Origin of the sequence: Collinsella sp. BG-O-102, assembly GCF_023656745.1 — a bacterium.
In the GTDB taxonomy this organism is placed as follows: domain Bacteria; phylum Actinomycetota; class Coriobacteriia; order Coriobacteriales; family Coriobacteriaceae; genus Collinsella.
Window position 1 is genome coordinate 78,801 of record NZ_JAMOKO010000005.1, and the last position, 25,548, is coordinate 104,348.

Annotated in this window: 25 protein-coding genes; 17 read left to right on the plus strand and 8 right to left on the minus strand. The window is 65.7% G+C overall.

The features are described 5' to 3' along the window. Window positions 1-46: 46 nt before the first annotated feature. The 5 genes from NBH09_RS03880 to NBH09_RS03900 all read right to left on the minus strand — a co-directional run bounded on the left by NBH09_RS03880 (window position 47) and on the right by NBH09_RS03900 (window position 5,607). The gene (locus tag NBH09_RS03880) at window positions 47-1,381 is read right to left on the minus strand and encodes an ABC transporter ATP-binding protein (RefSeq protein WP_250787108.1); all 1,335 of its coding nucleotides are present in this window, start codon (window positions 1,379-1,381) and stop codon (window positions 47-49) included. Continuing rightward, on the minus strand, window positions 1,382-2,404 hold the full coding sequence (locus NBH09_RS03885) for a FecCD family ABC transporter permease (protein ID WP_250787109.1): 1,023 nt from the start codon (window positions 2,402-2,404) through the stop codon (window positions 1,382-1,384). It abuts the gene before it with no gap. A 22-nt stretch (window positions 2,405-2,426) separates the two neighbouring features. Beyond that, window positions 2,427-3,998, minus strand: a complete 1,572-nt coding sequence (locus NBH09_RS03890; protein WP_250787110.1) for an ABC transporter substrate-binding protein — start codon at window positions 3,996-3,998, stop codon at window positions 2,427-2,429. A 4-nt stretch (window positions 3,999-4,002) separates the two neighbouring features. Beyond that, window positions 4,003-4,536 (minus strand): hypothetical protein, encoded by a 534-nt coding sequence (locus tag NBH09_RS03895; protein WP_195363984.1) that lies wholly within the window; start codon window positions 4,534-4,536, stop codon window positions 4,003-4,005. Between the two features lie 144 nt (window positions 4,537-4,680). Then, window positions 4,681-5,607: a sirohydrochlorin cobaltochelatase gene (locus NBH09_RS03900; protein ID WP_250787111.1), complete on the minus strand. Its 927-nt coding sequence runs from the start codon at window positions 5,605-5,607 to the stop codon at window positions 4,681-4,683. Window positions 5,608-6,065: 458 nt separating this feature from the next. Here NBH09_RS03900 and cobM point away from each other — a divergent pair, with 458 nt between their 5' ends. The 17 genes from cobM to cobK are packed head-to-tail and all read left to right on the plus strand — an operon-like array spanning window position 6,066 to window position 21,812. Beyond that, a complete protein-coding gene (gene cobM, locus NBH09_RS03905; protein ID WP_022094563.1) occupies window positions 6,066-6,857 on the plus strand; it encodes a precorrin-4 C(11)-methyltransferase in 792 nt (263 codons plus the stop codon). 1 nt (window position 6,858) lies between these two features. Then, on the plus strand, window positions 6,859-8,043 hold the full coding sequence (cbiD, locus tag NBH09_RS03910; protein WP_250787112.1) for a cobalt-precorrin-5B (C(1))-methyltransferase CbiD: 1,185 nt from the start codon (window positions 6,859-6,861) through the stop codon (window positions 8,041-8,043). Beyond that, complete coding sequence (locus tag NBH09_RS03915) at window positions 8,036-8,269, plus strand: SAM-dependent methyltransferase (RefSeq protein WP_199409454.1); 234 nt, start codon at window positions 8,036-8,038, stop codon at window positions 8,267-8,269. The genes cbiD and NBH09_RS03915 overlap by 8 nt, the downstream gene beginning before the upstream one ends. Next, window positions 8,270-9,403, plus strand: a complete 1,134-nt coding sequence (locus tag NBH09_RS03920; protein WP_250787113.1) for a cobalt-precorrin 5A hydrolase — start codon at window positions 8,270-8,272, stop codon at window positions 9,401-9,403. After that, the gene (gene cobJ / locus NBH09_RS03925; protein WP_284703090.1) at window positions 9,403-10,146 is read left to right on the plus strand and encodes a precorrin-3B C(17)-methyltransferase; all 744 of its coding nucleotides are present in this window, start codon (window positions 9,403-9,405) and stop codon (window positions 10,144-10,146) included. The genes NBH09_RS03920 and cobJ overlap by 1 nt, the downstream gene beginning before the upstream one ends. Next, window positions 10,134-11,381, plus strand: a complete 1,248-nt coding sequence (gene cbiE, locus NBH09_RS03930; protein WP_250787114.1) for a precorrin-6y C5,15-methyltransferase (decarboxylating) subunit CbiE — start codon at window positions 10,134-10,136, stop codon at window positions 11,379-11,381. Before cobJ ends, cbiE begins: the two co-directional genes overlap by 13 nt. Further along, complete coding sequence (locus NBH09_RS03935; RefSeq protein ID WP_250787115.1) at window positions 11,378-12,760, plus strand: cobyrinic acid a,c-diamide synthase CobB; 1,383 nt, start codon at window positions 11,378-11,380, stop codon at window positions 12,758-12,760. Before cbiE ends, NBH09_RS03935 begins: the two co-directional genes overlap by 4 nt. Further along, window positions 12,753-13,895: a nicotinate-nucleotide--dimethylbenzimidazole phosphoribosyltransferase gene (locus NBH09_RS03940; protein WP_250787116.1), complete on the plus strand. Its 1,143-nt coding sequence runs from the start codon at window positions 12,753-12,755 to the stop codon at window positions 13,893-13,895. Before NBH09_RS03935 ends, NBH09_RS03940 begins: the two co-directional genes overlap by 8 nt. Next, complete coding sequence (locus NBH09_RS03945; protein WP_250787117.1) at window positions 13,892-14,440, plus strand: bifunctional adenosylcobinamide kinase/adenosylcobinamide-phosphate guanylyltransferase; 549 nt, start codon at window positions 13,892-13,894, stop codon at window positions 14,438-14,440. Before NBH09_RS03940 ends, NBH09_RS03945 begins: the two co-directional genes overlap by 4 nt. Further along, the gene (locus NBH09_RS03950; RefSeq protein ID WP_250787118.1) at window positions 14,395-15,204 is read left to right on the plus strand and encodes an adenosylcobinamide-GDP ribazoletransferase; all 810 of its coding nucleotides are present in this window, start codon (window positions 14,395-14,397) and stop codon (window positions 15,202-15,204) included. Before NBH09_RS03945 ends, NBH09_RS03950 begins: the two co-directional genes overlap by 46 nt. Next, complete coding sequence (locus tag NBH09_RS03955; protein WP_250787119.1) at window positions 15,201-16,202, plus strand: histidine phosphatase family protein; 1,002 nt, start codon at window positions 15,201-15,203, stop codon at window positions 16,200-16,202. The genes NBH09_RS03950 and NBH09_RS03955 overlap by 4 nt, the downstream gene beginning before the upstream one ends. Continuing rightward, window positions 16,202-17,176: an adenosylcobinamide-phosphate synthase CbiB gene (cbiB, locus tag NBH09_RS03960; protein WP_250787120.1), complete on the plus strand. Its 975-nt coding sequence runs from the start codon at window positions 16,202-16,204 to the stop codon at window positions 17,174-17,176. The genes NBH09_RS03955 and cbiB overlap by 1 nt, the downstream gene beginning before the upstream one ends. Further along, window positions 17,173-18,396, plus strand: coding sequence for a pyridoxal phosphate-dependent aminotransferase (locus NBH09_RS03965; protein WP_250787121.1), 1,224 nt, complete (start codon window positions 17,173-17,175; stop codon window positions 18,394-18,396). Before cbiB ends, NBH09_RS03965 begins: the two co-directional genes overlap by 4 nt. Next, window positions 18,389-19,888 (plus strand): cobyric acid synthase, encoded by a 1,500-nt coding sequence (locus NBH09_RS03970; RefSeq protein WP_250787122.1) that lies wholly within the window; start codon window positions 18,389-18,391, stop codon window positions 19,886-19,888. Before NBH09_RS03965 ends, NBH09_RS03970 begins: the two co-directional genes overlap by 8 nt. Then, window positions 19,885-20,400 (plus strand): cob(I)yrinic acid a,c-diamide adenosyltransferase, encoded by a 516-nt coding sequence (locus NBH09_RS03975; protein WP_250787123.1) that lies wholly within the window; start codon window positions 19,885-19,887, stop codon window positions 20,398-20,400. The genes NBH09_RS03970 and NBH09_RS03975 overlap by 4 nt, the downstream gene beginning before the upstream one ends. After that, complete coding sequence (locus NBH09_RS03980) at window positions 20,401-21,042, plus strand: precorrin-8X methylmutase (RefSeq protein WP_250787124.1); 642 nt, start codon at window positions 20,401-20,403, stop codon at window positions 21,040-21,042. It begins immediately after the preceding gene. Then, window positions 21,039-21,812 (plus strand): precorrin-6A reductase, encoded by a 774-nt coding sequence (cobK, locus tag NBH09_RS03985; protein ID WP_250787125.1) that lies wholly within the window; start codon window positions 21,039-21,041, stop codon window positions 21,810-21,812. Before NBH09_RS03980 ends, cobK begins: the two co-directional genes overlap by 4 nt. 211 nt (window positions 21,813-22,023) lie before the next feature. Here cobK and NBH09_RS03990 read toward each other — a convergent pair whose 3' ends face one another. From NBH09_RS03990 to NBH09_RS04000, 3 genes are read right to left on the minus strand one after another with little or no spacing between them, the layout of a single operon-like run. Next, a complete protein-coding gene (locus NBH09_RS03990) occupies window positions 22,024-23,238 on the minus strand; it encodes an ABC transporter permease (protein ID WP_250787126.1) in 1,215 nt (404 codons plus the stop codon). Next, window positions 23,235-24,008: an ABC transporter ATP-binding protein gene (locus NBH09_RS03995; protein WP_250787127.1), complete on the minus strand. Its 774-nt coding sequence runs from the start codon at window positions 24,006-24,008 to the stop codon at window positions 23,235-23,237. Before NBH09_RS03995 ends, NBH09_RS03990 begins: the two co-directional genes overlap by 4 nt. Beyond that, the gene (locus NBH09_RS04000) at window positions 24,008-25,444 is read right to left on the minus strand and encodes an efflux RND transporter periplasmic adaptor subunit (RefSeq protein WP_250787128.1); all 1,437 of its coding nucleotides are present in this window, start codon (window positions 25,442-25,444) and stop codon (window positions 24,008-24,010) included. The genes NBH09_RS03995 and NBH09_RS04000 overlap by 1 nt, the downstream gene beginning before the upstream one ends. Window positions 25,445-25,548: the final 104 nt, after the last annotated feature.

Genomic DNA, 25,548 nt, shown 5'->3' on the forward strand with positions numbered 1-25,548 from the left:
GCGCCTTGGAGACCTTGCCGGCGTAGGAGCTGTAGCCTGAGGATCCTTAAAAGAAAGTCCAGTTTATCCTTCCCACTCCAATTTTGGAATCCTCCGATGCGCCTTCGCACGCTCGCATGACCTCGATACCATGCGAGCGTGCAAACTCGACGAGCTCTGCGTTGCGGGCGTTTATGGTGCCGAAGGCGGCGGGGCACACGATAAGGCGCGCGCAGTGGACGAGGAGCTCTTTGGCGCGGGCTATGGTTTTATCCCCGATCGGCTCGAAGGCGCGCTCGGCCACGCATTCCGTCGCCAGGTCGCGCGCGAGCTCGCAGTCGATGTCCCCTTCGTGCAGAACGCCCGCGTAGAACGCCTTGCCCTGCCGGATGAGCTGGCGAAACACAGCCGACCCCGTACCTGCGCCGGCGATGACGAACGTGTGCGCATCGCCGTGTGGGCGCCCAATTTCCACGCTGCCGAAGCGCTCGTTGAAGGTGCCATGTTGAAGGCCGTAGAGCTCGCCAATCGTCTCGCGCGTGAATATGTCCTCGGGTGCGCCGGCGCGGAAGACCCGGCCGTCCTTCACGCAAATCACCTTGTCGGCGCTTTTCTGCGCGAGCTCGAGTTCGTGGATGGACATGATGACAGCCACATTCCGCGATTTCGAAAGGTGGCGAAGTATTCGCAGCAGGTCGATCTGGTAGCGGATATCGAGATACGACGTGGGCTCGTCGAGCACGAGCACACGCGGATCCTGCGCGATGGCGCGTGCGAGCATGACGCGCTGGCGTTGCCCGTCGCTTATCTGCATGAAGTCGCGCTCGGCGAGCTCTTCCACATGTGCGGTTTTCATGGCCTCATCGACCCGACTATGGTCGTCGGGCGAGAGTGTGCCCATTCGCCCGGTGTAGGGATGCCTTCCCGCCTCCACGATATCGCGGCAGGTGAGGAGCTCGGTCCGGGGGCGATCTGTCAGCATAACGGCAAGGTTCCTTGCGAACTCCGTCGTCTTCCATCGGGAAATCTCCCACCCGTCGAGCTCGACCGCGCCGGCAAGCGGTGCCAGATGGCGTGTGATGGTTTTCAAGATGGTCGACTTGCCCGAGCCGTTCGGCCCGATGAGCGCCACGACGTCGCCCGCGCGAACCTCCAGCTCGACGCCTTCGACTACGACCTTCTTGTCGTAGCCCGCCGACAGGTCGCTTATGCGGAAAAGCGGCGCTCCGTCAGCCTTCGTTGCGACCGGGGTTTCTAGGTTCGACTCCGCTCGGAGGAGGCGTTTCGCGCGCAGTTCCGCGCGAGTCGAAAGTGCCTTCTGGCGCTTTCGTGCGAGCTTAGGACTGTTTAAGCATGGAATGTCCCCTCCGAGCGTTTTGGGCTGCGGCACGAATTTCCCCATCTACCTCACTCGCTTCTTCAACATGAGTGCGATAACCACCGGCGCGCCGAAGATGGCGGTGACGGCGCTGATGGAAAGCTCGACGGGGGAAAACAGCGTGCGCGCGATCAAATCGCAGCCCGCGCAGAAGATGGCGCCTCCCAAGAAGCACGCAGGAATCACTCGGATGGGCTTCGACGACTTCAGCGCCGACTTAACGAGATGCGGAACCGCGATGCCTACGAACGACACCGGACCAGCGAACGCGGTCACGCAGGCGGAGAGCATGCTCGCTAGAAGGACGAGCACCACGCGGAAGCGTGCGACGTTCACGCCGACGCTTTTCGCGTAGGCTTCTCCCAGCTGGAAGGCGGAAAGGGGCTTCGATATCGCGAATACGCATGCGCTCACGGTGATCACCACGACCGCGATGACCGCGACGTCGTCCCAGCTCGAACCCGAGAAGCTACCCAAAGACCAGTTGTGCAGGTTTACGATGGACTGGTCGTCGGCGAAGGCGATGAGGAAGTTCGTCGCCGCCGAGCAGATGTATCCCACCATGACGCCCGCCACGATGAGCATGGCCATGGAACTTATGCGCCGTGCGATGAGGAGCACGAAGCCGATGGTGATAAGCGAGCCCAGAAACGCTGCGACCACCATGGCCGGCGAGGACATGGCCTGGTTCGCGCCCAGAAGTACGATCATCGTAAGCGCGACGACGAACTTTGCGCCCGAGGAGACGCCCAAGATGAACGGGTCGGCGATGGGGTTGTTGAAAAACGTCTGCAGCAGGAACCCGGAGAGGGAAAGCGCCCCGCCGAGAAGCACGGCTGAAAGCACACGCGGCAGGCGAATCTCCCAGATGACTTGGCTTTCCATGGAATTGGCCGCGCCGCCCGAAAGGATGCCGAGGATGTGGTCTGCGGGCACGAGCACGCTCCCGATGCACAGGTTGGCCCCGACGAGCACGATGAGGGCAACGGCGAGCAGCGCCGTCACGACGCGACACCGCGCGGCGCGCCCCGATTCGTCGTATGTCATGGAAAGTCGGCTTCTCATGGTGCTAGCCGAGCTTCCTCAGATAATGGAAGTCGCTCGCGTCATCGCCGGTGAACGCCCCGTGCAGCTCGTCGATAATGTCGGCGGTAGAAGTCATCTGCTGGTACATGTCGGCGCTTGTGACCCAGACGTTGCCGTTCTTCACGGCTTTGAACTGCGACAATAGCGCGTTTTTGCCTACGAAGTCGTTCAAGGTGGCAACCGATTCGTCGATGGTGCCGTTGTAGACGATGATGTCGGCATCCTTCGCCGTCGCGTAGAAGCGCTCCATTTCGAGCGTTACTGACGAACCTGACGTCGACGCCGTCTGCGCGTCATCGAGCGCGTAGTTGCCGCCTGCAAGCTCGATCATCTGCGCCACGTAGTCGCCCGCCCGCCGCGTGACGGCGGCCCCGTTCGAGTTAATGTAGAAATACGCCACGGTTTTACCTGACGACGCAAGCCTCGACGTTTGCTCGACGCGGGCCTTCTGCTCGTTGAACAGGTGCGCGGTCTCGTCTTCCTTGTCGAACAGGACGCCGAAAAGCTTAATCCACTCGACGCGCCCGAGTGCTTCGGGCTCGCTCGACGACTGTTCGGTGAGCACGACGAGCCCGAGCTTCTGCAGCTTTTCCTTCACATCGGGCGTGTGGTTGATCATGGTGTTCTCGATGGCGAGCGTGCAGCCCGAGGCCGATATTCGCTCGTAGTCGGGCGCGCTGTACTTGCCGCCGTAGGCGATCGCCCCACTTTCGAGCGCGCTTTTGAAGCCCCCGACCGAGCAATCGTCGGCCTTCGTGCCCGACATGAGGATATTGTCGTTCGCATCAAGCGCGTCGACCAGGCACATCGTCGCCGACGACACGAGGTACACCTTGTCGGCGGGGCGCCTTATGACCGCGATGTCGGAGCTCAACCCATCAGGTACCTTTGCATTTTGCGGCACCACGAGGAAGCGCTCCCCGTTCGAAATGCAGATAAGCCGCAGGCCGCCTTCGTACTCGTCGACAGTGAAGTGCTTGGCGTATTCAAGCTGAAGCGCCCCCGTCGGCTCCCAGCCGCAGCCCAAATCGGCGTTGTGGAAGTCGGCCGCGGCGTTTGAAGCCGTTCCCGCAGGGGAGCCGCCGCTTGCTTCGTCGCCCGATTTCTCCTTCATGGTGGATGAATCGAAGTGGAGCGTGTAGTCGATGGTGTGCGGCGTCGACATGGCGACGGTCTCGGCCGACACGGCGATGTCCTCGTCGAGCGTGACGGGTATCTCGAACGTGGAGTTGCCGCCGTCGTTTACGGGCGCGTAGTCCACGCCGTCGACGGTCATCTTGTCGTAGTTCGAACTCGACCAGGTGATGGTCGCGGTGTAGGTGTCGCCATCCTTCACAATTGTGGTGGGTGAGGCGATGCTTGCGCGCCCTGACCCACCGGAAAGCGAGACGCTCACAGTGTATTCCTGAGAGCCCGCCGTGGCACCGGTCGCGTTCGGGCTCGCACTGCACCCCGCGAAGGGAAGCGCGAGCAGGGCGACGAGAACGCAGGCGATCGCGCGCGCCGCGATGCTGCGGCGCTTTCTGTTTTCCCCCTTGGGAAGAATCGACCGCATGGCGTTACTTCAGCGCGTCGGCGCGCAGGTCGACGCCGGCGGATTCGAATACGAGCGTGCGGTCGTACCACCGCTCCCTTTTAATGCTCCACGCGGCGCAGGCGGTGTCCTCGTCGAGCGCATCAACGGGCACGTCGTAGGTGTACTTGCCTTCCGCGTTTTCCACATAGGGGATGAAGTCGGCCTCGCTCGCGGCGGCAGCCTCGTCGCCCGTGCCCATGAAGAGCTTGCCGTAGCCCGTGCCGGAAAGTGTCATCACGCAGTGCATGGAGCCGTTTTCCACGATGAGCTGTGCGTCCACAATCCTGAACATGTTCGAGCTGGAATCTACGGTGATCGGATAGGTGCCGTCGGCCACCTTGTCGGCGGTGATGGGGGCAGCGCTTGCGCCCTCGGGCGCATCGGCCGCCTGTTCGGTCTTTTCCTGGGAATCGGCATCGCTTGCCTTTGCGCTGTCGATTGAATTTCCGCCGCAGCCGGCGAGCGAGAACGCGAAAAGCGCCGCCGACAGGGCGAAGGCGAGGGTTTTCTTCAACATGGAGGGGATCCTTTCAATCGCTTCAACCGCCCGCGCCGTGCGGTGGGCGGGCGGGATGCGAATGCAACGGGCATGCGCCGTCAGTCGGGGAAGGCGCATGCCCGTTGCACGGGGACGCGACCGGCGCCCCCGTGCGCGGCGAGTTTACAGCTTGGCGATGGCGTCGTCCACGTGCGAGACGTAGATGTCGTCGACCGCGACGTTCTGTCCCAGACCCTGGAGCAGGCACGTCACTTCGAAGCCGGCGGCCACGAACTTCGCAGCCCAGCTGTCGGGGTCGGTCTCGTCTGCCATGTCGTTGTTCGCGTGGTCGCCCGCGACCACCATGAACGGCGCGAGCACGGCCTTCTTGTAGCCTGCGGCGCTCGCGGCGGCGATAACATCCTCGCAGGTCGGTTCAGCCTCGACGGTGCCGACGAAGAACTGCGTCAAGCCCTCGTTCTTAAACACTTCCTGCATCTTGGCATAGTCGGCGTTGGAATCGGCTTCGGTGCCGTGGCCCATGAGGCACAGCGCCGTCTTGCCGTCGTCGAAGGTCGCCATGTTCTCCTTAATGGCTGCGGCCACCTTCTTGTAGTCGTCGTCGGAGGTGAGCAGCGGGTCGCCGAGCGAGATTTTGTCGAACTTGTCGGCGTACTTGTCGAGCTCGTCTTTCACGTCGGTGTATTCCAGGCCACTCATGAGATGCGTCGGCTGCACGACGATTTCCTTCACGCCGTCTTCCACGCAGCGGTCGAGCGCCTCGGTCATGTTGTCGATCGTGATGCCGTCGCGCTTCTTCAGCTTGTCGATGATGATCTGCGCGGTGAAGGCGCGGCGGATGTCGTAGTCCTGCCAGTACTTCTCGCGGATAGCGTCTTCGATGGCGCCGATGGTGATGTGGCGCGAGTCGTTGTAGCTCGTGCCGAAGCTCGTGACGAGGATGACCGGCTTCACGGCCTTCTCCTTTTCGCTCGATTTCTCGGAACTCGCAGAGGTGTTGGAGCAGCCCGCGAGCGCGACTCCGGCGAGCGCGACGGCTCCGGTTGCTGCGGCGCCCATGAAGCCGCGGCGTGACATCTGGTCGGACATGGTTTTTCCTTTCCTCGGTTTGCCGGTCCCCCGGCGACAGTTGCTTGTCGGCACAAGCGAAAGAAAAGCGCACCCCTCGGGGTTCACAAGGAGCTAACGCCACGGCGATGCCGTGAGGAAAAGGCGAAGCAGTCTGGCTTGGGGCGCGAGGCGGTTCGACCGCGCGTCCTATACAGTAATGTCCCTTGCCCAGGATTCCCACCTGGTTCCCTCCGCAAGCCAGCGCGGGCTGTGCGGGCGCCGCGCCGGTCATTTCCTTTTATCCGATTGTCATATGCTCGTTGCCGAAACTTTTACTATGATAGTGGGCGCTTGTGAACGTGTCAAAGCCAGGGCGGGCGGCATTGCGCCTACTGCCTGCGTATTTGCGCCGATTGCCGCCGCAGGCGCCGTGTTTTGCCCGCTGCGCGAATGGCGGCGTAAACGGTTGCGATGAGAAACGGGAAGGGAAGGCTCGGATGATTCATATCGTTGGCGCAGGCTCGGGCGCCGCCGACCTTATCACGCTGCGCGGGGCGCGCCTTCTGCGCGCGGCCGACGTGGTCGTTTGGGCGGGGAGCCTTGTGAACCCCGAGCTGCTCGCCGAGTGCAAGGAATCCTGCATCGTCTACGACAGCGCGCACATGACCTTGGAGGAAGTGCTCGACGTGATGTGCGCGGCAGATGCGCGGGGTGAGGAAGTGGTGCGCCTGCACACGGGCGACCCGTGCCTGTACGGCGCCATCCAGGAGCAGATGGACGCGCTCGACGCGCGTGGTGTGGACTACGAGGTGGTGCCCGGCGTGTCGAGCTTTTGCGGTGCCGCGGCGGCGCTTCGCCAGGAATACACGCTGCCGGGAATCAGCCAGTCGGTCGTGATCACGCGGCTTTCCGGGCGCACCCCCATGCCCGCGGGCGAGGGCATGCGCACCATGGCGGAAAGCGGCTCGACTATGGTCATCTTCCTGAGCTCGGGTATGCTCGCCGAGCTTTCCGCCGAGCTTTTGGCCGCGGGCCGCAGCTCCGACGAGCCGGCGGCGCTCGTGTACAAGGCGACCTGGCCTGAGGAGCGCGTGGTGCGATGCACAGTGGGCACGCTCGCCGACGCGGGCGCGCGAGAGGGCATCGACCGCACGGCGCTCGTGGTGGTGGGACGCGTGCTCGGAGCTCGCGGCGGGCTTGCGCACGACGGCGCGCAAGCGGAGTCGTACGAGCGCAGCAAGCTTTACGACCCTTCGTTTGCCACGGGGTATCGGAAGGCGAGCAGCTAGCGTGGCCTTCGAGCACTACATATATACCGGGACGACCCGCCTGCGCTGCGGCTATACCACGGGGAGCTGCGCCGCGCTCGCGGCGAAGGCGGCCTGCGAGATGCTCTTGTCACGAAAGCCCGTCGGCCGCGTGTCGATCGTCACCCCCGGCGGGCTGCCCGTCGAGACGGACGTGGTCGATGCATACATCGGCGAGGGGTGCGCCCAGTGCGCCGTGCGAAAGGATGCAGGCGACGACGCCGATGTGACCGACGGCGTGCTCGTGTACGCGCGCGTGGAACATGCGGGGTCGGGCACGGGTACTGCGGGCAGCAAGGACGTGCCCGCGCACGAATCGGAAGTTTCCGTCGATGGCGGCGTGGGCGTGGGGCGCGTGACGTTGCCCGGGCTCGAGCAGCCGGTGGGGGCGGCCGCCATCAACGCGACGCCGCGCGCGATGATTACTTCGGCGGTGCGTGAGGTGTGCGCCGCGCACGGTTTTTCTGGAAACATTGCTGTGACGATTTCGGTACCCGAGGGTGTGGCCCTTGCCGAAAAGACCTTCAACCCGCACCTGGGGATAGAGGACGGCATCTCCATCCTGGGAACGACGGGCATCGTCGAGCCGCGCAGCCTCGCTGCCTTGCGTGACAGCATCGAGCTCGAGATTCGGCAGCATGCGGCTATGGGGCGGCGCGGAGTCGTGCTCACGCCCGGCAACTACGGCGGGCAGTTCATCTCGGGGCATTTCCACCTAAACGGTGCGCCGGTGGTCTTCATCTCCAACTTTGTGGGCGATGCGATTGATTGCTGCGTTCGCGAGGGATTCACCAATGTCCTTCTTGTGGGACACATCGGCAAGCTGGTGAAGGTCGCTGGCGGCATCATGGACACCCATTCGCGTACCGCCGACTGCCGCGCGGAGATTCTGGCCGCCCACGCGGCCTTGGCCGGCGCGGGCGCGAAGACCGTGCGCGAGATCATGTCGTCTGTCACGACCGCGGCGGCGCTCGAGGTAATCGAGGCCGCCGGCGTGGGGGACGCTGCGCGCGCTTCGCTCGCTGCGGCAATCGAGGACAGGTTGCGCCGTCGCGCGGCGGGCGCATGCGACATCGCCGCGGTCGTGTTCGACGCCGAGCGCCGCGAGCTTTTCCGCACGTCGGGCGCCGATGCAGTCATCGGGGAATTGGGGGCGACCTATGAGTAAAGGCGTGCTGTACGGGGTAGGCCGCGCAATCGGCTGGCCGGGGACGAAGGTGGTCATGAAGGCGCGCCGCTCGCTTGCGGACATGAAGCGCATCCTTCGCGAGGAGGGCGCCTTCGACGGTGCCGAGCTCGTAGAGGACTGTGGACTTCCGGGCGAGCGCGTGTACCGCTCGCTCGACGATGTGCCCGATCGGGGCAGCTACTTCTCGACGATGGTGGTGCGCTAGATGAGGGTTTCCTGCATAGCGTTCACTGAGAGGGGGTATGCGTTGGCGGAGCGCACCGCACGCGCGCTTTCCGATTGCGCGCAGACAGGTGAAGATGACCCTGGCTGGGACGTTTCCGTTTCGCGCGGGTTCGGCGAGGGGAAGGCCGACCTGCGCGCATGGACGGCGCTCGCGTGGGAAGCGTCGGACGCGCTTCTGTTCGTGGGCGCGGCGGGCATCGCCGTGCGGGCGATCGCGCCGCATGTCGTCTCGAAGGCAAGCGATTCCGCGGTTGTGGTGATCGACGAGGCGGGGCGCTTTGCCGTCCCGCTTTTGTCGGGGCATTTGGGCGGTGCGAACGAGCTTGCGCAAACTGTGGCTCGCGCGGCAGGGGCCATCCCCGTCATCACCACGGCGACCGACGTCCGCGGCGTGTGGGCGGTTGATACGTGGGCGCGCTGTGCGGGGCTCGCCGTTTCGAATCCCGAGGCCATCAAGCGAGTGTCGGCGCGGCTGCTTTCGGGTGGGCGCGTGGCGCTCTATTCCGACATGCCGATTTCGGGACAGCCGCCTGAGGGGGTTGACATTGCGTCCGACCGCGCTCGGGCCGATATCGTCGTGTCGCCGTTCGCTGGCGCGAATGCAGGTGCGTCCGTTCGCGCGGCGGAGACAACGGGCGAGGTCGTGCCCGCCGGTGAGACGGGGAAGCCGGCGGGCGTGCGGGCGCAGGCGCCTTCGCCCGAGCCGCTTCGCCTTGTCGTGCCCTGCATCGTTGCGGGCATAGGGTGCCGTCGCGGTGCGTGCGCCGAAGCGATCGGGGAGGCGTTTCTTCTCGCGTGCGGGCAGGCGGGCATCTCGCCTTCGGCCGTGCGCGAGGCGGCGACGATCGACGTGAAGGCGCACGAGGAGGGTCTGCTCGCCTTCTGCCGCGCGCGCAATATCCCGCTTGCGACGTATTCCGCAGAGGAGTTGTCGCAGGTCGAAGGCAGCGTTTCGCCATCTGATTTCGTGCGCGCGACGGTGGGGGTCGACAACGTGTGCGAGCGCGCGGCGCTCGCGGACGGGGGCAAACTTATCTTCCCGAAGCTCGCTCACGGCGGCGTGACCGTCGCGTTTTCCAAGGTAACTATCGAACTTTCGTTTAAGGAGCGGTGATGGGAAAGCTCTTCGTGGTGGGGATCGGCCCGGGCGGCCCCGACGGCATGACGATTGCGGCTCGGCGCGCGCTCGAGGCGGCCGACATCGTTGTGGGGTACACGAAATACGTGGAGCTCGCGCTCGCCGCCGTGCCCGACGCGGCGCATCTCGCGACGCCGATGATGCACGAGGTCGAACGGTGCCGCCTGGCGCTTTCGCGCGCGCAGAGCGGAGAATCCGTGGCGCTCGTGTGCAGCGGTGATGCGGGCGTGTACGGCATGGCGAGCCCCGTGCTGGAGCTTGCGGAGGACTACCCCGATGTAGACGTGGAAGTTATCGCCGGGGCCACCGCGGCTCAGAGCGGGTCGGCGGTGCTCGGCGCCCCGCTTGCCCACGACTTCGCGGTCGTGTCGCTCTCCGACCTGCTCACGCCGTGGGAGGTCATCGAGCGCAGGCTCGCCGCCGTGGCGAGCGCCGACTTCTGCATCTGTTTGTACAACCCGCGCAGCAGAAAGCGCGCCGACAGGCTCTCGCGCGCGGCGAAGATTATGCTCGAATGGAAGGCCCCCGACACGCTCTGCGGCTGGGTACGCAACATCGGGCGCGAGGGGCAGCAGTCGGGCATGTGCAGGCTCTCCGAGCTGGGGGAGATCGACGCCGACATGTTCACCACCGTGTTCGTCGGCAACGCTGACACGAAGCTCGCAGGCGGCCGTATGGTCACGCCGCGCGGGTATCGGGAGATTCCATGCGAAAGGTAACGATCATCGGGGCGGGGCCCGGAAACCCCGACTTGCTCTCGCGCGCGGCGCTCGACGCGATCGACATCGCTGACGTGGTCATCGGCGCTCATCGCGCGCTTGCCGGCATCGACGTGCCGCCCGACGTGGTGAGATGCGAGCTCGTGAAGACGGCGGACATCGTCGCCGCGCTCACCGATGCGGCGTCGTGGCGGCGCGCCGTGGTCGTGATGACGGGCGATGTGGGGCTGTTCAGCGGCGCGCGCCGCCTGGTGGAGGCGCTCTCCGGCGACGCGCAGGTGGACGTGCGCGTTGTTCCCGGCATAAGCTCAGCGTCGTATCTCGCCGCGCGCCTCGCGCGTCCATGGCAGGATTGGCGCTTCGCGAGCGCTCACGGCGCGGCGTGCGATATCGTGGCCGAGGCCGAGCGCGCAGGCGAGCTCTTCCTCGTCACGTCGGGCGGGGAAGACCCCTCGAGGCTTTCGGGCGAGCTTGTGCAGGCGGGCTTCGGGGACGCGCGTGTGACGGTGGCCGAGCGCCTGTCGTACCCCGACGAGCGCATCACCTGCGCGACAGCAAGTGAAATCGCAGGTCAGACGTTCGACGACTTGAACGTGATGCTTATCGAGTTCGCATCCCGCGCCGCGAGTTCCCGCTGGCCGTACGCTTCCTCGGGCATTCCCGACGAGCTCTTCATCCGCGGCGACGTTCCCATGACCAAACAGGAGGTGCGCGCAGTCGCGCTCGCGAAGCTGCGCCTTACCGCTACCGACACCGTGTGGGACGTCGGGGCCGGCACGGGGAGCGTGTCGATCGAGGCGGCGCTCGTCGCGCGAGCGGGGTCGGTATGGGCGGTCGAGCGCAACGCGGCCGGCGTGCGGCTCATCCGAGAGAACGCGGATGCATTCGGGTGCGGCAACGTGCATGCGGTCCCCGGTGTCGCCCCCGAAGCGCTCGCGAAACTGCCCGTTCCCGACGCTGTGTTCGTCGGCGGGAGCGCGGGCGAGCTTCCCTCCATCGTGGAGGCAGCGCTCGAGAAGAACTCGCAGGTTCGCCTGTGCGTGCCATGCGTCACTGTTGAGACGCTCACCGAGGCGTGCGCGCTCCTCTCGGGTTCGCGCTTTAAGGGGTTCGAGGCGTGCCAGGTGTCGGCCGCCCGCGCCGAGGCTGTAGGCTCGCACCATCTTATGAAGGCGCAAAACCCCGTGTTCCTCGTCAGCGCGCGTGGTGCAGGTGGGGAAGGCGGCGCCCGGTGAGCACGTCCATCCCGCGCTTTATGGTCGCTGCGCCCTCGAGCGGGAGCGGCAAGACGGTCGTAACGTGCGCGCTCCTGCGCGCGCTCGCGCGCCGCGGCCTTGCATGCGCGGCCTTCAAATGCGGCCCCGACTACATTGACCCGCTCTTTCATCGCCGCGTCGTGGGTGCGCGCTCGGGTAACTTAGACGGCTTCTTCACCGACGCTCTGACGCTGCGCGCCCTGCTCGCACGCGGTGGCGCGGGCGCGGATGTCGCGGTGCTCGAGGGGGTCATGGGTTTCTACGACGGCATGGCGCCCGGCGTGGCCGACGCGAGCAGCTATCAGGTTGCGCGCGACACGGAAACGCCGGTCGTTTTAGTGGTGAACGGGCGCGGGGCGTCTTTATCGCTCGCCGCCGTAATCCGCGGCATCGCCGAGTTCCTGCCTTGTGCGAACGTGCGCGGCGTCGTGCTGAACAAGACGAGCGCCGCTGCCTGCGCCTACGCGGCCCCTGCGATTGAGAAGCACACGGGCGTCGCGGTTTTGGGGAATATCCCCGCCGACGAGGCGTTCTCGCTCGAAAGCCGGCATCTGGGGCTTGTGACCGCCGACGAAGTCAAGCAGCTCTCCGCGCGCATCGACAAGATGGCCGAGCTGGTGGAAAAGAGCGTCGACGTCGACCGCTTGCTCGAAATAGCGGCGACGGCACCCGATATCCGCGAGGAACCTTACCTGTTGGAGCCGATCGCGGGAGCGCGGCCCATCGTCGCCGTCGCGCGTGACGAGGCGTTCTCGTTCTACTACGAGGAGAACCTGCGCGCGCTCGAGGACCTGGGTTGCGAGCTGGCCTTTTTCAGCCCCCTGTGTGATAGCGAGTTGCCCCGGGGGACAAGCGCCCTCTATCTGGGGGGCGGCTACCCGGAGCTCCATGCGCGGAAGCTCTCCGAGAATGCGCCGATGCGCGAGGCGGTGCGGCGCGCGGTGGAATCCGGCATGCCGACGGTCGCCGAATGCGGTGGGTTTTTGTACCTGCAGCGCGAAATCGCCGATAGCGAGGGGCGGCGCTGGCCTGTTGCGGGCGCCCTTGAGGGCGCAAACGAGAACGGGGGAAGGCTGTCCCATTTCGGGTACGTGGAGCTTACTTCCCAACGCGACGGGCTCTACGGGCCGCGCGGCACACGCATCCGCGCGCACGAGTTCCACTACTGGCAGTCCACCTGCCCGGGCGGCGACTTCTGGGCGCAGAAGCCCCGGCGCGACAAGGGCTGGCCGTGCATGACGACCACCCCGTCCCTGGTGGCGGGCTTCCCGCATGTGTACTATCCTGCTAACCCCGACGTTGCGCGCGCGTTCGCGTCTGCCGCAGCGTCGTTCGCAGAGAGGAGACGGCATGGCTGAAGCAACCGAAACCGCGCTTGCCTGTATCCGCGAGGAAGTCGAGCGCGCGTTCTCGTCGGCGCCGGGCGCCGTGCTCGAAGCCGCGCTCTCCCGGATCGCGCCCGCAGACGAGTGCGCCCGCGCCGCCGCGTACGCCGCGTGGGACTCCATCGCGCACCCCTTGGGGGGATTGGGCGACTTTGAAGACGCCGTCGCGTGTATCGCCGCAGCTCAGGGGAGCGCCGTGGTGGCCGAGTTCCCCCGTGCGCTCGCGGTATTCTTCTCCGACAACGGGGTCGTTGCCGAAGGCGTGTCGCAAAGCGGGCAAGACGTGACGCGAGCCGTCGCGCGCAACATGTGCGAGGGGGCCACGAGTGCCTGCCGCATGGCGGCGTTCGCGGATGCCGAGGTCGTGCCCGTCGACGTGGGTATGGCCCGGGGCATAGAAGACGCGCGCATGGTGCTCGCGAACGTGCGGCGGGGGAGCGGTAATATCGCGCACGGTTCCGCTATGTCTCGCGATGGGGCCGTGCGCGCGATCGAAGTCGGAATCGCCGTCGCGTGCGGGCTTGCCCGCGCCGGCGTGCGCCTTCTCGCCGCGGGCGAGATGGGCATCGGCAACACGACCACCTCGGCGGCGGTGGCCGCAGTGCTCCTCCGGGCGGACGCACGGAGCCTCGTCGGGCGCGGCGCGGGGCTCTCGGACGCCTCGTTCGCGCGCAAGCGCGACGTGGTCGAGCGCGCTATCGACGCGAACTCTCCCGATCCCGCCGACCCGATCGACGTGCTCTCGAAGGTGGGCGGCTTCGACATCGCGGCGATGTGCGGCTTCTACCTGGGGGCCGCGGCCTCGAAGGCGCCGGCGCTCCTCGACGGGGTCATATCCTGCACGGCGGCCCTGTGCGCGGCGCGCCTGTGCCCTAACGCCTTGGGCTACCTCGTGGGCACCCACGCATCAAGCGAACCCGCAAGCCAGGAGCTCCTTCGCGAGATCGGCATTAAGGCACCCCTCGACGCAGGCATGCACTTGGGCGAGGGCGCGGGCGCCATGGCGTATCTGCCCCTTCTGGATTCGGCGCTGCGCGTGTACCGGGATGGGAAGACGTTCACGGCGACTGGCATGGCTGCTTACGAGCATTTCGAGGCCGGGAAATGACGGTGACGCTCGTCATCGGCGCCGCCGTGAGCGGCAAGAGCGCCTACGCCGAGTCCCTGTGCCTCGGGCACGATGGCCCTCGCGTGTACCTGGCAACGATGGAGCCCTTCGGGGAAGAGGGCGCCCGCCGCATCGCGCGCCATCGGGCGCTGCGCGAGGGCAAGGGGTTTTCCACCCTCGAGCGCACGCGTGACGTGGGCGCCGCAGTGTCCGGGCTTCCGCGCGGCTGCACGCTTCTTTTGGAGGACGTGGGCAACCTGGTTGCAAACGAGCTTTTCGCGGAAGGCGGCTTGTCCCCACGTGACCCCGACGCTGCGGCGCGCGAGGTGCTCGGAGGCATCGAACGGCTCGCTCAGGCCGCTGCGTATACGGTGGTGGTCACCGTCGACGTGTTCGCCGATGGGATGCGCTACGATGAGGGGACCGAGGCATGGAGGCGCGCGCTCGCGCGCGTGAACGCGGGCGTGGCGGCGCTGGCCGACCGCGCAGTCGAAGTGGTATGCGGGATTCCCGTGTGGATGAAAGGCGAAGGACCTACAAGGTGAAGATAGCAGAGGCAATCGGCGCGGCGTTCGGAACGTTCTCGCGCATCCCCGTCCCGAAATCGGCCTGGACCGATTTCGGATCAACCCATGCGCTTGCCGCGTTTCCCCTGGTGGGCCTTGCGGAAGGCTTCCTCATGACGGCGTGGGGGCACGTGGCGAACCTGCTCGGCGTGCCCGCGACCATCGTCGCGGCTGTGCTCGTGGCGCTGCCTGTGGCGGTGACGGGAGGCATTCACCTAGACGGGCTCTGCGACACCTCCGATGCGCTTGCAAGTTGGACCCCGCGCGAGCGAAAGCTCGAGATCATGCACGACCCGCGGGCAGGCGCCTTCGGGGTCATCGGTGTTGTCATGTACCTTATTCTGCAGTTTTCCCTGTTCACCGCGCTGCCGCTTACGGCGGGGGCGTTCCTCGCGCTTCTGTGCTCGCTCGTGTTCTCCCGCGCGCTTTCGGGGCTCGCCGTAGAATGCTGGCCTGCCGCGCGGGCGGACGGCATGGCCGCGGGACTCTCGCCTGCTAAGAAGCGCGTGGCGATCGTCGTGCCGCTTTGCGCTTTCGCTGCGGCTTCGGCTGCAGGGATGGTCGCGTGCGCTCGGGCCGTCGGCGCCCTTATGGCGGTGGCGGGGCTTTTGGCGCTCGCGTGGTACCGTCATGTTGCCCTGTCCCGCTTCGGCGGGGTGACGGGGGATTTGGCCGGATGGTTTCTGCAATGGGCCGAGCTCGCGATGCTTGCCATGCTGGTGGCGGGGGGTATGCTCCTATGATTCTCGTGGTAGGCGGCGCGCATTCGGGGAAGAGGACCTTCGTGCGCGAAAAGCTCGGGTTCGCGGCGGACGATTTCGTCGACGCGGCGCAGCTTGCGGAGGGCGGCGTGCCCGCGGCTTTTGCCGGCCGCGTCGCGTACCATGCTGAGGAACTCGTACGCGCGCTCGACGCTGACCGGGCGCTCGAGCGGCTGATCGGCTTCGACGCAGTGATTCTGTCCTTGGTCGGCTCGGGGGTCGTCCCTATGCATGCGGAAGACGCCCAATGGCGCGAGCGCGCGGGGCGCCTGGGATGCGCGCTCGCTGCGCGCGCCGACGTCGTCGTGCGCATGACGTGCGGGATTCCCCAGGTCATCAAAGGAAACCTTGCCGATGCTCCTCGAGGGACGCAGGGCGCGGGCGCGCCTTTGGAGGTCGTCTTCGTGCGCCATGGTGCCACGGCGGGCACGGAAGACCATCGCTACAGCGGGGCGGGCACCGACGAGCCCCTGTCGAGCGCGGGCGAGCGCGCTTTGCGCGACCTCGCGTGCGATCGTGACGTGTTCCGTGTTATCACGAGCGGCATGGCCCGCACCGACCAGACGGCGCGCATCCTCTTCCCGAACGCGGAGCTTATGGCGTGCCCCGGTCTGCGCGAGATGGATTTCGGTGACTTCGAGGGGCGAAGCGCCGCCGAGCTTAAAGAGGATGTGCGCTACCGCGCCTGGGTAGACTCCTGGTGCGAGACGCGCTGCCCGCATGGCGAGGGCAAGAGCGATTTCACCCGCCGCGTCGTCGCGGCGTTTCGGGAGGCGTGCGAATCGGAGCGCGCCCAGGGGAGTGGGCGCGCCGTCTTCGTCGTTCACGCGGGTACCGTGAAAGCGCTGCTCTCCGAGCTAGCTGTCCCGAAAATGGGATATTTCGACGTGCATACCGAGCCGGGCGGCGCATGGGCCGCCACCTGGGATGGGCGCTGCCTTCGCGACGTTCGCCCCGCTTCGGGGGGCGATGCCCGGTGATGACGATTCTTGCCGCCGCCGCCGGGTTCGCAGCCGACCTTGCCTTCGGCGACCCGCGCTGGCTTCCCCATCCCGTTGTCGCCATGGGGCGCGCGATCACGTGGGCCGAAGGCCGCCTGCGGGGCTCATTCCCGCAAACGTCCGCGGGCACGCGCGCCGCAGGGCTTGTGCTTGCCGTGGCGCTTCCGCTTGCGTGTGGGCTTTTGACCTTGGGAATCCTGCATCTTTGCGGCATGGTTCACCCCGGCTTGCGCTTCGTGGCCGAGGCATGGGCGAGCTATCAGATTCTCGCGGCATGCGAGCTGCGCCGCCAGAGCCTGGCCGTGGCCCGCGCGTTCTCGAAGGGCGGCCTTGTCGCGGCTCGCGAAGCCGTCGGGCTCATCGTGGGACGCGACACGTCTGTTCTCGACGAGCAGGGCGTTGCGCGCGCCGCCGTGGAAACGGTGGCGGAGAACGCGAGCGACGGCGTCATCGCGCCGCTTTTCTACCTTATGATCGGGGGTGCGCCCTTGGGCATGGCGTACAAGGCGGTGAACACGCTCGACAGCATGGTGGGCTACAAAAACGAGCGCTACATCGACTTCGGCTGCGCCTCGGCGCGCCTCGACGATGCGGTGAACTGGATTCCCTCGCGCTTATCGGCCCTGCTCATGATCGCCGTGTGCCCGATCGTCGGGCTCGATGCTCGCGGGGCGGCGCGCATCTGGCGCCGCGACAGGCGTCGCCATGCGAGCCCCAACTCGGCGCAGACCGAGTCAGCGTGTGCGGGCGCGCTCGGGCTGCGCCTGGCAGGACCCGCGGTGTATTTCGGCAAGCTCGTTGAGAAACCGACGATAGGCGACGCGTCCCGCGAAATCGAGTGGGGCGACATCGCCCGGGCGACTAGGCTCATGCTCGCCGCGTCCGTATGCGCGCTCGTCGTCTTCGGTGCCGCACGCGCGGCGGTCGTGCTCGCCGTGGGGGCGATGGTATGAGGGAAGACCACGCCGCGTCCCGGGCTGCCGGGGGAATCCTGCGCGCCCGTGCGCATGGGGGTAGCACGCAATCGCTCGGCATCGCTTGCGAAGGGGGCGCCTCCGACCTCATTGACTTCTCGGTGAACGTGAATCCGGCAGGCCCCTCGCCGCGCGCCGTTGCCGCAGCTTGCAAGGCGCTTTCTCGAATCGACGCCTACCCCGATAGGGAAAGCCTCGCCCTCGTTCGCGCCCTAGCGCGTGCCCAGGGCATTCCCGAAGATACTATCGTCTGCGGCGCGGGCGCGTCCGACATCATTTGGCGGCTCGCCGCGGCGGTGCGCCCGAAACGCATCGTCGTGTGCGCGCCGACGTTCTCTGAATATGCGGAGGCGGCATCGTACTACGGCGCATGCGTGCAGGAGTTCCCGCTCTCCGAAGCGGACGACTTCGACGTGCCCGCCTCCTTCGCCCGCGCGATCGAGGGGCCGGGAGACGTGGCGTACATCTGCAATCCGAACAACCCGACGGGGCGCCTCGTCGACCCCCGCGTGATCGATGCCGCGGCTTGCCGCTGCGAGCAGGTGGGCGCGCTGCTCGTCGTGGACGAGTGCTTCCTCGGATTTGCGCCCGACGCCCGCGAAAGGAGCGTGGCCGCACGCGCCGCGTGTTCGCGCCATGTGGCCGTGCTCTCCGCATTCACCAAGCTCTACGGAATGGCGGGGTTGCGGTTAGGATATCTGATCAGCGGAAACGCCCAACTCCTCGAGGGGATTCGCCGGGCGGGGCAGGCGTGGCCCGTCTCCTCGGTCGCCGAGGCCGCGGGTATCGCCGCCCTGGAAGACGTCGAATACGTCTCGCGCACGCGCGATGTATTGGCGGGCGAGCGAGCGTGGCTTTCCCACGAGCTCTCCTCGCTCGGGCTTTCCGTCGTGCCGTCGGATGCGAACTTCCTTTTAGTCCGCACACCGGCGAAAGACATCCCCGAGCGCCTGTATAAACAGGGGGTTTTGGTCCGCACGTGCGACTCGTTTTCGGTACTGTCCCGTTTCTGGTGCCGCGTCGCGGTGCGCACGCGCAAGGAGAATGCCCGGCTTGCGATGGCGTTCGGCCGCGCGCTTCGGGTGGAAGGCGCATCGGGCGAAGGCGAACCCGACAAACGGGGCTGCGCTTCTTGCAGCGGCGCTATGGCGGGCGCGTATGGCCGAGGCTCGACGAAGGAGGTCGATACCCGTGGGTAGGGCGAAGCCCATCATGATCCAGGGCACCATGTCGAACGCGGGGAAGAGCCTGCTTGCGGCGGGGCTGTGCCGTGTGCTTTCGCAGGACGGCCTGCGCGTGGCTCCCTTCAAGAGCCAGAACATGGCGCTCAACAGCGGTGTCACGGCCGACGGGCTCGAGATGGGGCGCGCCCAGATCATGCAGGCCGAGGCGTGTGGCATCGTGCCCGACGTGCGTATGAACCCCATCCTGCTCAAGCCCGAAAGCGACCACCGAAGCCAGCTCATCGTGGCCGGCAAGGCGCAGGGAGCCTTCGCTGCGAGGGACTACTTCGCGCGAAAGAAGGCGCTCATGCCGCAGATTTTGGAGTCGTTCGATTCGCTCGCGGAGGAAAACGACGTCATCGTCATCGAGGGCGCCGGCAGCCCCGCCGAAATCAACCTTGCCGAAAACGACATCGTCAACATGGGGCTCGCGCGCGCCGTGTCCTCCCCCGTGCTGCTCGCGGGCGACATCGACCCAGGCGGGGTATTTGCCCAGCTCTACGGCACGGTCGCGCTCTTTGCGCCCGAGGATCGCGCGCTTTTGCGGGGGCTTGTTGTGAACAAGTTCCGCGGCGATGTGGAAATCCTCCGCCCGGGTTTGGCCCCGCTCGAGAAGATGTGCGGGGTTCCCGTCGTGGGGGTCGTGCCGTTTCTTACGCTCGACCTGGACGACGAGGACTCGCTCGCGCCGCGCCTATCTGCCCGCGAGGCGCGCGGCGTCATCGACGTCGCCGTCGTGCGCCTTCCGCATCTGTCGAACTTCACCGACTTCGACCCGCTTTCGCGCGTGCCCGGCATGGGCGTGCGCTACGTTTCCTCGACGACCGATCTGGGCCGACCCGACCTGGTGGTGCTTCCCGGCTCGAAGTCCACGCTCGACGACGCGCGCTGGCTTGCGGCTAGCGGCATCGGAGCCTGTGTACGTGCGCTTTCGGGCGCGGGCACGCCGGTGCTCGGCATATGCGGAGGCTACCAGCTTTTGGGAGACGAGCTTTCCGACCCGCACGGCAGGGAAGGCGCTGGCACCGCGCGCGGGCTCGGGCTCATCCCTGCAAATACGGTGTTCAAGGAGGAAAAGCGCCTCGCCCAGTCGGAGCTGCGCATCACGGGCGCCCAAGGCGCGTTCTCGGTGTGGAACGGCATGACGGCGCGCGGGTACGAGATTCACGACGGCGAAACGACCGTCTCCTGCGCCCCTGCGGGCACGATTGGCGGCAACCCAGAAGGCGCGGCCTGCGGAAACGTGTTCGGAACCTATCTCCACGGCCTGTTCGACGAACCGGGGGTGGCACTCGCCCTCGCGCGCTCGCTCGCGCGCATGCGCGGCCTGCCCGAGAGCGTCGTGGGTGCTGCGGGCGCGGTGTCCGCGGCCGATCACCGTGCGCGCGAGTTCGACCGTCTGGCCGACTCCGTGCGCGGGGCGCTCGACATGGAGTATGTCTACCGCATTATCGAGGAGGGCGTATGATCCACGTGTATCATGGCGACGGCAAAGGCAAGACCACGGCGGCGATGGGCCTCGCCCTTCGCATGCTCGCCGCAGGCCGCCGCGTCGTCGTCGTGCAGTTCCTGAAAGACGGCGAAAGCGGGGAGGCGCGACTGCTCGCCGAGCATTTCGGCGTGCCCGTGTTCGCGGGGAAGGTGTCGGAAAAGTTTACCTGGTCCATGACGTCGGAAGAACTTGCCGCGACGTGCGAGCTGCACGATGGGAACCTCGCTTCCGCGCTCGCCGAGCTCGAGGGCGCGCAGGAGGGGCTGCTCGTGCTCGACGAGGCGCTCGACGCGCTTTCGAAGGGGCTTGTCGACGAGGCACTCGTGGACCGCGCGCTCGATATGTCCGCGCGCGGCGTCGAAGTAGCGCTCACCGGGCGCGCGCCTTCCCGCAAGATCGTGGAGAAGGCCGACTACATAACCGAGATGCGGTGCGAGAAACACCCCTACGCTCAGGGGATAGGTGCAAGGGAAGGAGTGGAGTACTAGATGGATTCCAAGGAGATGGCGCCCGGCGACATCGAGCGGCGCAGCTTCGAGATCATCACCGAAGAGCTCGGCGGCCGCACGTTCCCGCCGCTTGAAGAGCCCGTCTTGAAGCGCGTCATCCACACCACTGCCGACTTCTCGTACGCCGATTCCCTCGTATTCACCCATGACGCCGCGCACTGTGCTCTCGACGCACTGCGCGCAGGGGCCACGGTGCTCACCGACACGAACATGGCGCTCGCAGGCATAAGCAAGTCCGCGCTCGCGAAGCTCGGCTGCAAGGCCGTGTGCTACATGGCCGACCCTGATGTCGCCGCGGCTGCGCGCGCCGCGGGCACGACTCGCGCCGTTGCGAGCATGGACAAAGCTTGCGGCATCGAGGGTCCGCTCATCGTGGCCGTCGGTAACGCTCCCACAGCACTTCTGCGACTCGCCGAGCTAATGGACGCGGGGAAGATCGCGCCCGCGCTCGTCGTTGGGGTGCCGGTCGGGTTTGTGAATGTGGTCGAGGCGAAAGAGGAGCTACTTGCGCGACGCGTGCCGGCCATCGTCGCGAGGGGTCGCAAGGGCGGCTCGACCGTGGCGGCTGCCATTATGAACGCGCTGCTCTACCAGATCACGCGCCCAGGCGGCCCGAAGTGACGGCGCCCGCATCCGCGCCGGCGCTGCGCATCTTCGCCGGCACCACCGAGGGCCGTCTTCTGTGCGAATGGGCGAGCGGGGCGGGCATCCCCGCCCGTGCCTACGCGGCAACCGAGTACGGAGGCGAGCTTTTGGGCGAGCTTCCGGGCATCGAGGTGCATGCGGGCAGGCTCGACGAGGCCGACATGGAGCGCGAGCTTTCCGGCGCGCGCATCGTCGTCGATGCCACGCACCCCTTCGCTACGCTCGCAAGCGGCAACATCCGGGCCGCTTCGCTCGCCGTGGGTGCACGATGCCTGCGCCTTGCGCGCCCGGCCGAGGTGCTGCCCAAAGGCGTCGTGCCGGTCGCGTCGATCGCCTGCGCGGCGCGCTTTCTCTCCGAGAACCCGGGTCGCGCGCTTCTCACGACGGGGAGCAAGGAGCTTGCTCCCTACACGCGCGTCGCCGATTTCGCGGAGCGCTTCTTCGTGCGTGTGCTCCCGCTGCCCGGTGCTATAACGAAGTGCATCGACGCGGGGTTTTCGCCGTCGCACGTCATCGGCATGCAGGGGCCCTTCACCCGCGAGCTCAACGAGGCGATGCTTCGGCAGGTGGGAGCCCAGTGGCTTGTGACCAAGGACTCGGGAACCGTAGGCGGCACGGCCGAGAAGATCGCCTCCGCGCGCGACGTGGGAGCGCGCTGTATCGTGGTCGCCCGTCCCGCCGAGGGAGGCGGGGCCCTTTCGCTTCGGGAAGTGGAAGACGCGCTCTTACGGGAGTTCGCGCGCTAGGCGCTCGCCGCGCCTGCGCGCCCTCCCGCCCGCGAGGAGGAGCTCCTCGAGCAAGCTCGAACCGTACAAGACTGTCATCCGCCAATAGCTCGAGGACGACGCCCGGAACTGGCGCAAGCAGCCCTTCAATCAGTTGCGGTGAAATAGTGTCTGTTTTTGCTGTTAGATAGCATATTCAGTCCCTAATTCACCGCAACTTGTTGGTGGTGGCTTACTGGTAGCGTAGGCACTCCACCGGGTCGAGCTTTGCTGCGCGGCGAGCGGGGTAGAAGCCAAAGATTACACCGATGCCGACCGATACGGCAAACGCGATCAACACTGTCGTAATGGAGAAGCTTGGCGTGATCGTCCCGGTAGCTCCAAACTCGCTCATGATGCCCGAGCTTGCGGCAAAGAACGTGAGTCCCCATGCCAGCAGATAGCCAATCAGGACACCCAACAGTCCGCCGGTGACGCACAGCGCCGAGGACTCGGCCAAAAACTGCGCGGTGATATCACGACGACTGGCGCCCAGAGCGCGGCGGATGCCGATCTCGCGAATGCGCTCCGTTACGTTGGTAAGCATCATATTCATAATGCCGATACCGCCGACAAGCAGCGAGATGCTGGCGACAGCACCCATGATGAGCGAGAATGCGCCCATAAAGGAGTTGAGTGCATCGATAGCGCTTTTCATGGAGGTTGCCGATACACTGTCGTACTCGTCCTCCTCCTCGATGCCCTTCATCGCGCGCGCCTTGGACTCGATGGTCTTGCAAAGCTCATCCATGTCCGTGCCCTCGGCGGCAAGTGCCGTCACGCTGGGGAATGAAGGATTCTCGTCGCCAAACAGTCCGGAGATAGTTTCGCGTGGCATATACAGCGTGAGCGAGCCCATGGAGTCGCTGCCGCCATCAATCACGCCTACAATCTGCACCTCGCCGTTGGACACCTTGATGGTTTTCCCCAGCGCATCCTGTTCGTTGCCGTAAAGCTGATCGGCGCCGTTGCGGCTGATGAGCGCCACGCGCGAGCCTGATTGGGACTCGGCCTGGGAATAGGTGCGCCCCGCAACGAGCTTGCTGGCCCCCACGGCGTCGAGCATGTCGCTATCGACACCCTGTGCCATGACGGTATAGCTTTTATCGCCGGTCTTATACTCGGTATACGCGCTGTCGACAATGCCGATCTGCTCTATCTGCGGCACCAGTTTTTGAAGCTTCTCGATGTCCGACTCGGTGAGTTCTTGCGACGAATAGATTTGCACCATGCGTGCCGCATTGAGGCCCAGACTGTTGACCAGGCTGTTTTGGATACCGCCGATGAGCGAAGTCATGGCGATAACCGAGGCGATGCCGATGACAATGCCCAGGATGGTGAGCAGGCTGCGCCCCTTGTTGGCTTCGAGCGAGTGAAGGGCTTCCTGGATGAGATCGCGGGCGCTCATGCCACCACTCCTTTCGGCGGGTTGGTGGAGGCGGAAATCATGGGCAGGCTATCTACGGCGCTGCGCAGGGTCCGCGGTGCATGTGGAATATACGCGCCGTCGTGAATGCGACCGTCGCGGATGGTCATGGCACGGTCGGCCTCGGCGGCGATGCTGGGGTCGTGTGTGATAAGCACGATGGTTTTGCCGCGCTTCTGGAGCTTATGGAAGGTCTCCATCACAAGCGCTCCAGTGGCGGAGTCCAGGTTTCCCGTCGGCTCGTCGGCCAGAATGATGGGCGGGTCATTGACGAGGGCGCGCGCGATTGCGACGCGCTGCATCTGGCCGCCCGAGAGCTCGGATATGCGGTGGTCCCAGTGGTCGACCGGTAGCGTGACGGCCTGCAGCGCGTGCACGGCGCGCATTTCGCGCTGGCTACGGGGCACATTGGTGTAGGCCAGCGGCAGCATGACGTTTTCGATAACCGACAGGCGCGGCAGCAGGTTGAAGCTCTGAAAGACAAAGCCAATGCTCAGGGCGCGGACTTCGGTCAGCTCGTCATCATCGAGCTCGGCCACGTTGAGCCCTTGCAGGTAGTAGTCGCCCGCCGTCGGCTTATCCAAGCAGCCGAGGATGTTCATGAGCGTCGACTTGCCCGAGCCCGAGGGGCCGGTAATGGCCACGAACTCACCGGGATTTACCGCCAGGCTCACGTTGTGCAGGATGTGGGCGCAACCTGCCTCGCTCACAAAGATGCGGTGCACGTTGCGGATGTCGATAACGGGACGCATTACATGCCCTCGTCGGCAGACATACTGCCCGAATCCGCGCTGTAGCCGCCGTCAGCCGTTGCGTCCGCTCCGGTGTCCATGACGAGCGTGTCGCCATCGCGCAGCTTGGTAACCGGCACGTTGGGGTTGATCTCGTTGCCCTGGTCGTCGCGCTTAACCTGTGTCTTGCCGACTACGGCTTCGTTGTCGTTTTGCGTCACGACGGTCACCTTCACGCGATGGGTTTGCTTGCCCTCGTCATCGGTTGCGACGTTGACGTAATAGTGTTCGCCGTCTTCGGTCATGAGCGCCATCGTCGGCACCATCACCACGTCGTCGAGCTGCTCGGTCACCACCGAGACCTCGGCCGTCATGCCCGGCTTCAGGCGCGCGTCGGGCGCCTCGATGAGAATGTCGACGTTAAAGGTCACGCTGCCGCCGCCACCGTTGGCGGCGTCGGAGTTTGCCACCGACGCGATAGCCGTGACGGTGCCCTGGCTCACGATATCGGGAAACGCGGGATACGTGACGTTGGCGCTCTGCCCAACGGCGATCTTGGCGATGTCCTTTTCGCCCACCTGCACGGTCACCTTCATCTTAGATAGGTCGGCGATCTGCATGCACTGCTTGCCGCCGCTCGTATCGCTTTCGCCCATGATCATGCCGCCTGTAACCGTGGCGCCCACTTTGGCATTGAGCTCCACGATGCTACCCGAGCTCGGGGCCGTGACCGTGCGACTGGAGGCCTTGGCGTTCGCCTGGTCGAGGTTTGCCTGGGCTGATGCGAGGCTGCGCTGCGCGGCCGATACGGCGTTCGTGTCCACTGATGCGGCGGAGACGCCAGCCGCTGCGGAAGCTCCCTCGACGTCCGTCGTTGGGGTGGCCTGCGCAGCAGCTGCGGCTTTCTGCGCGTTGGCGAGGTCTTCTTGAGCGGCAGCAACTGCACGCTGCGCCTCGGCAACGTTGCGATCGAGCTCGTCGTTTTTAATGGTCATAAGCACGTCGCCCTCGTTGACGGATTGGCCTGCCTGCACGTTGATAGAATCGACCGTGCCGTCGACAGAAGGGGAGACCACTGAGGACGAAATGGGTTTGAGCTGGCCTTTCGCCTCGACCGTTGTGGTAAACGTGCCCTCGGTCACTATGTCGGTCACAGGACCGCTAGCGCCCTGTGGCTGCACATTGATAACAAGGGTTGCAACAATGGCAATGAGCGCGACGGCACCCACGACGCCGGCGGCAATACCGCGACGAATCAGCTTTTTGCGTCGGCGTTCGGCACGCTTTGCCTTGAGCTTGGCATATGCCTCTTCATCGGAAATCTCGGCCGTATCGTTCGCGCGTCCGCTCTGCTTGTCGGCATGTACGTTTGTAATCAGAGGAAACGTTTCGGTGGCACCTTCGGGCGTGCGCTCGGTATCATCTGGGCCCGGGGTGATCGTGGGGACATTCGGCATAGCGTCTCCTTTATAGAAAGAACCTCGATAATTATATGCGCCCACCGGTTGGGGCGGGCGCATAGGACGGTTTCTTTCGGAACTGTTAGATTGGTCGCAGCGGT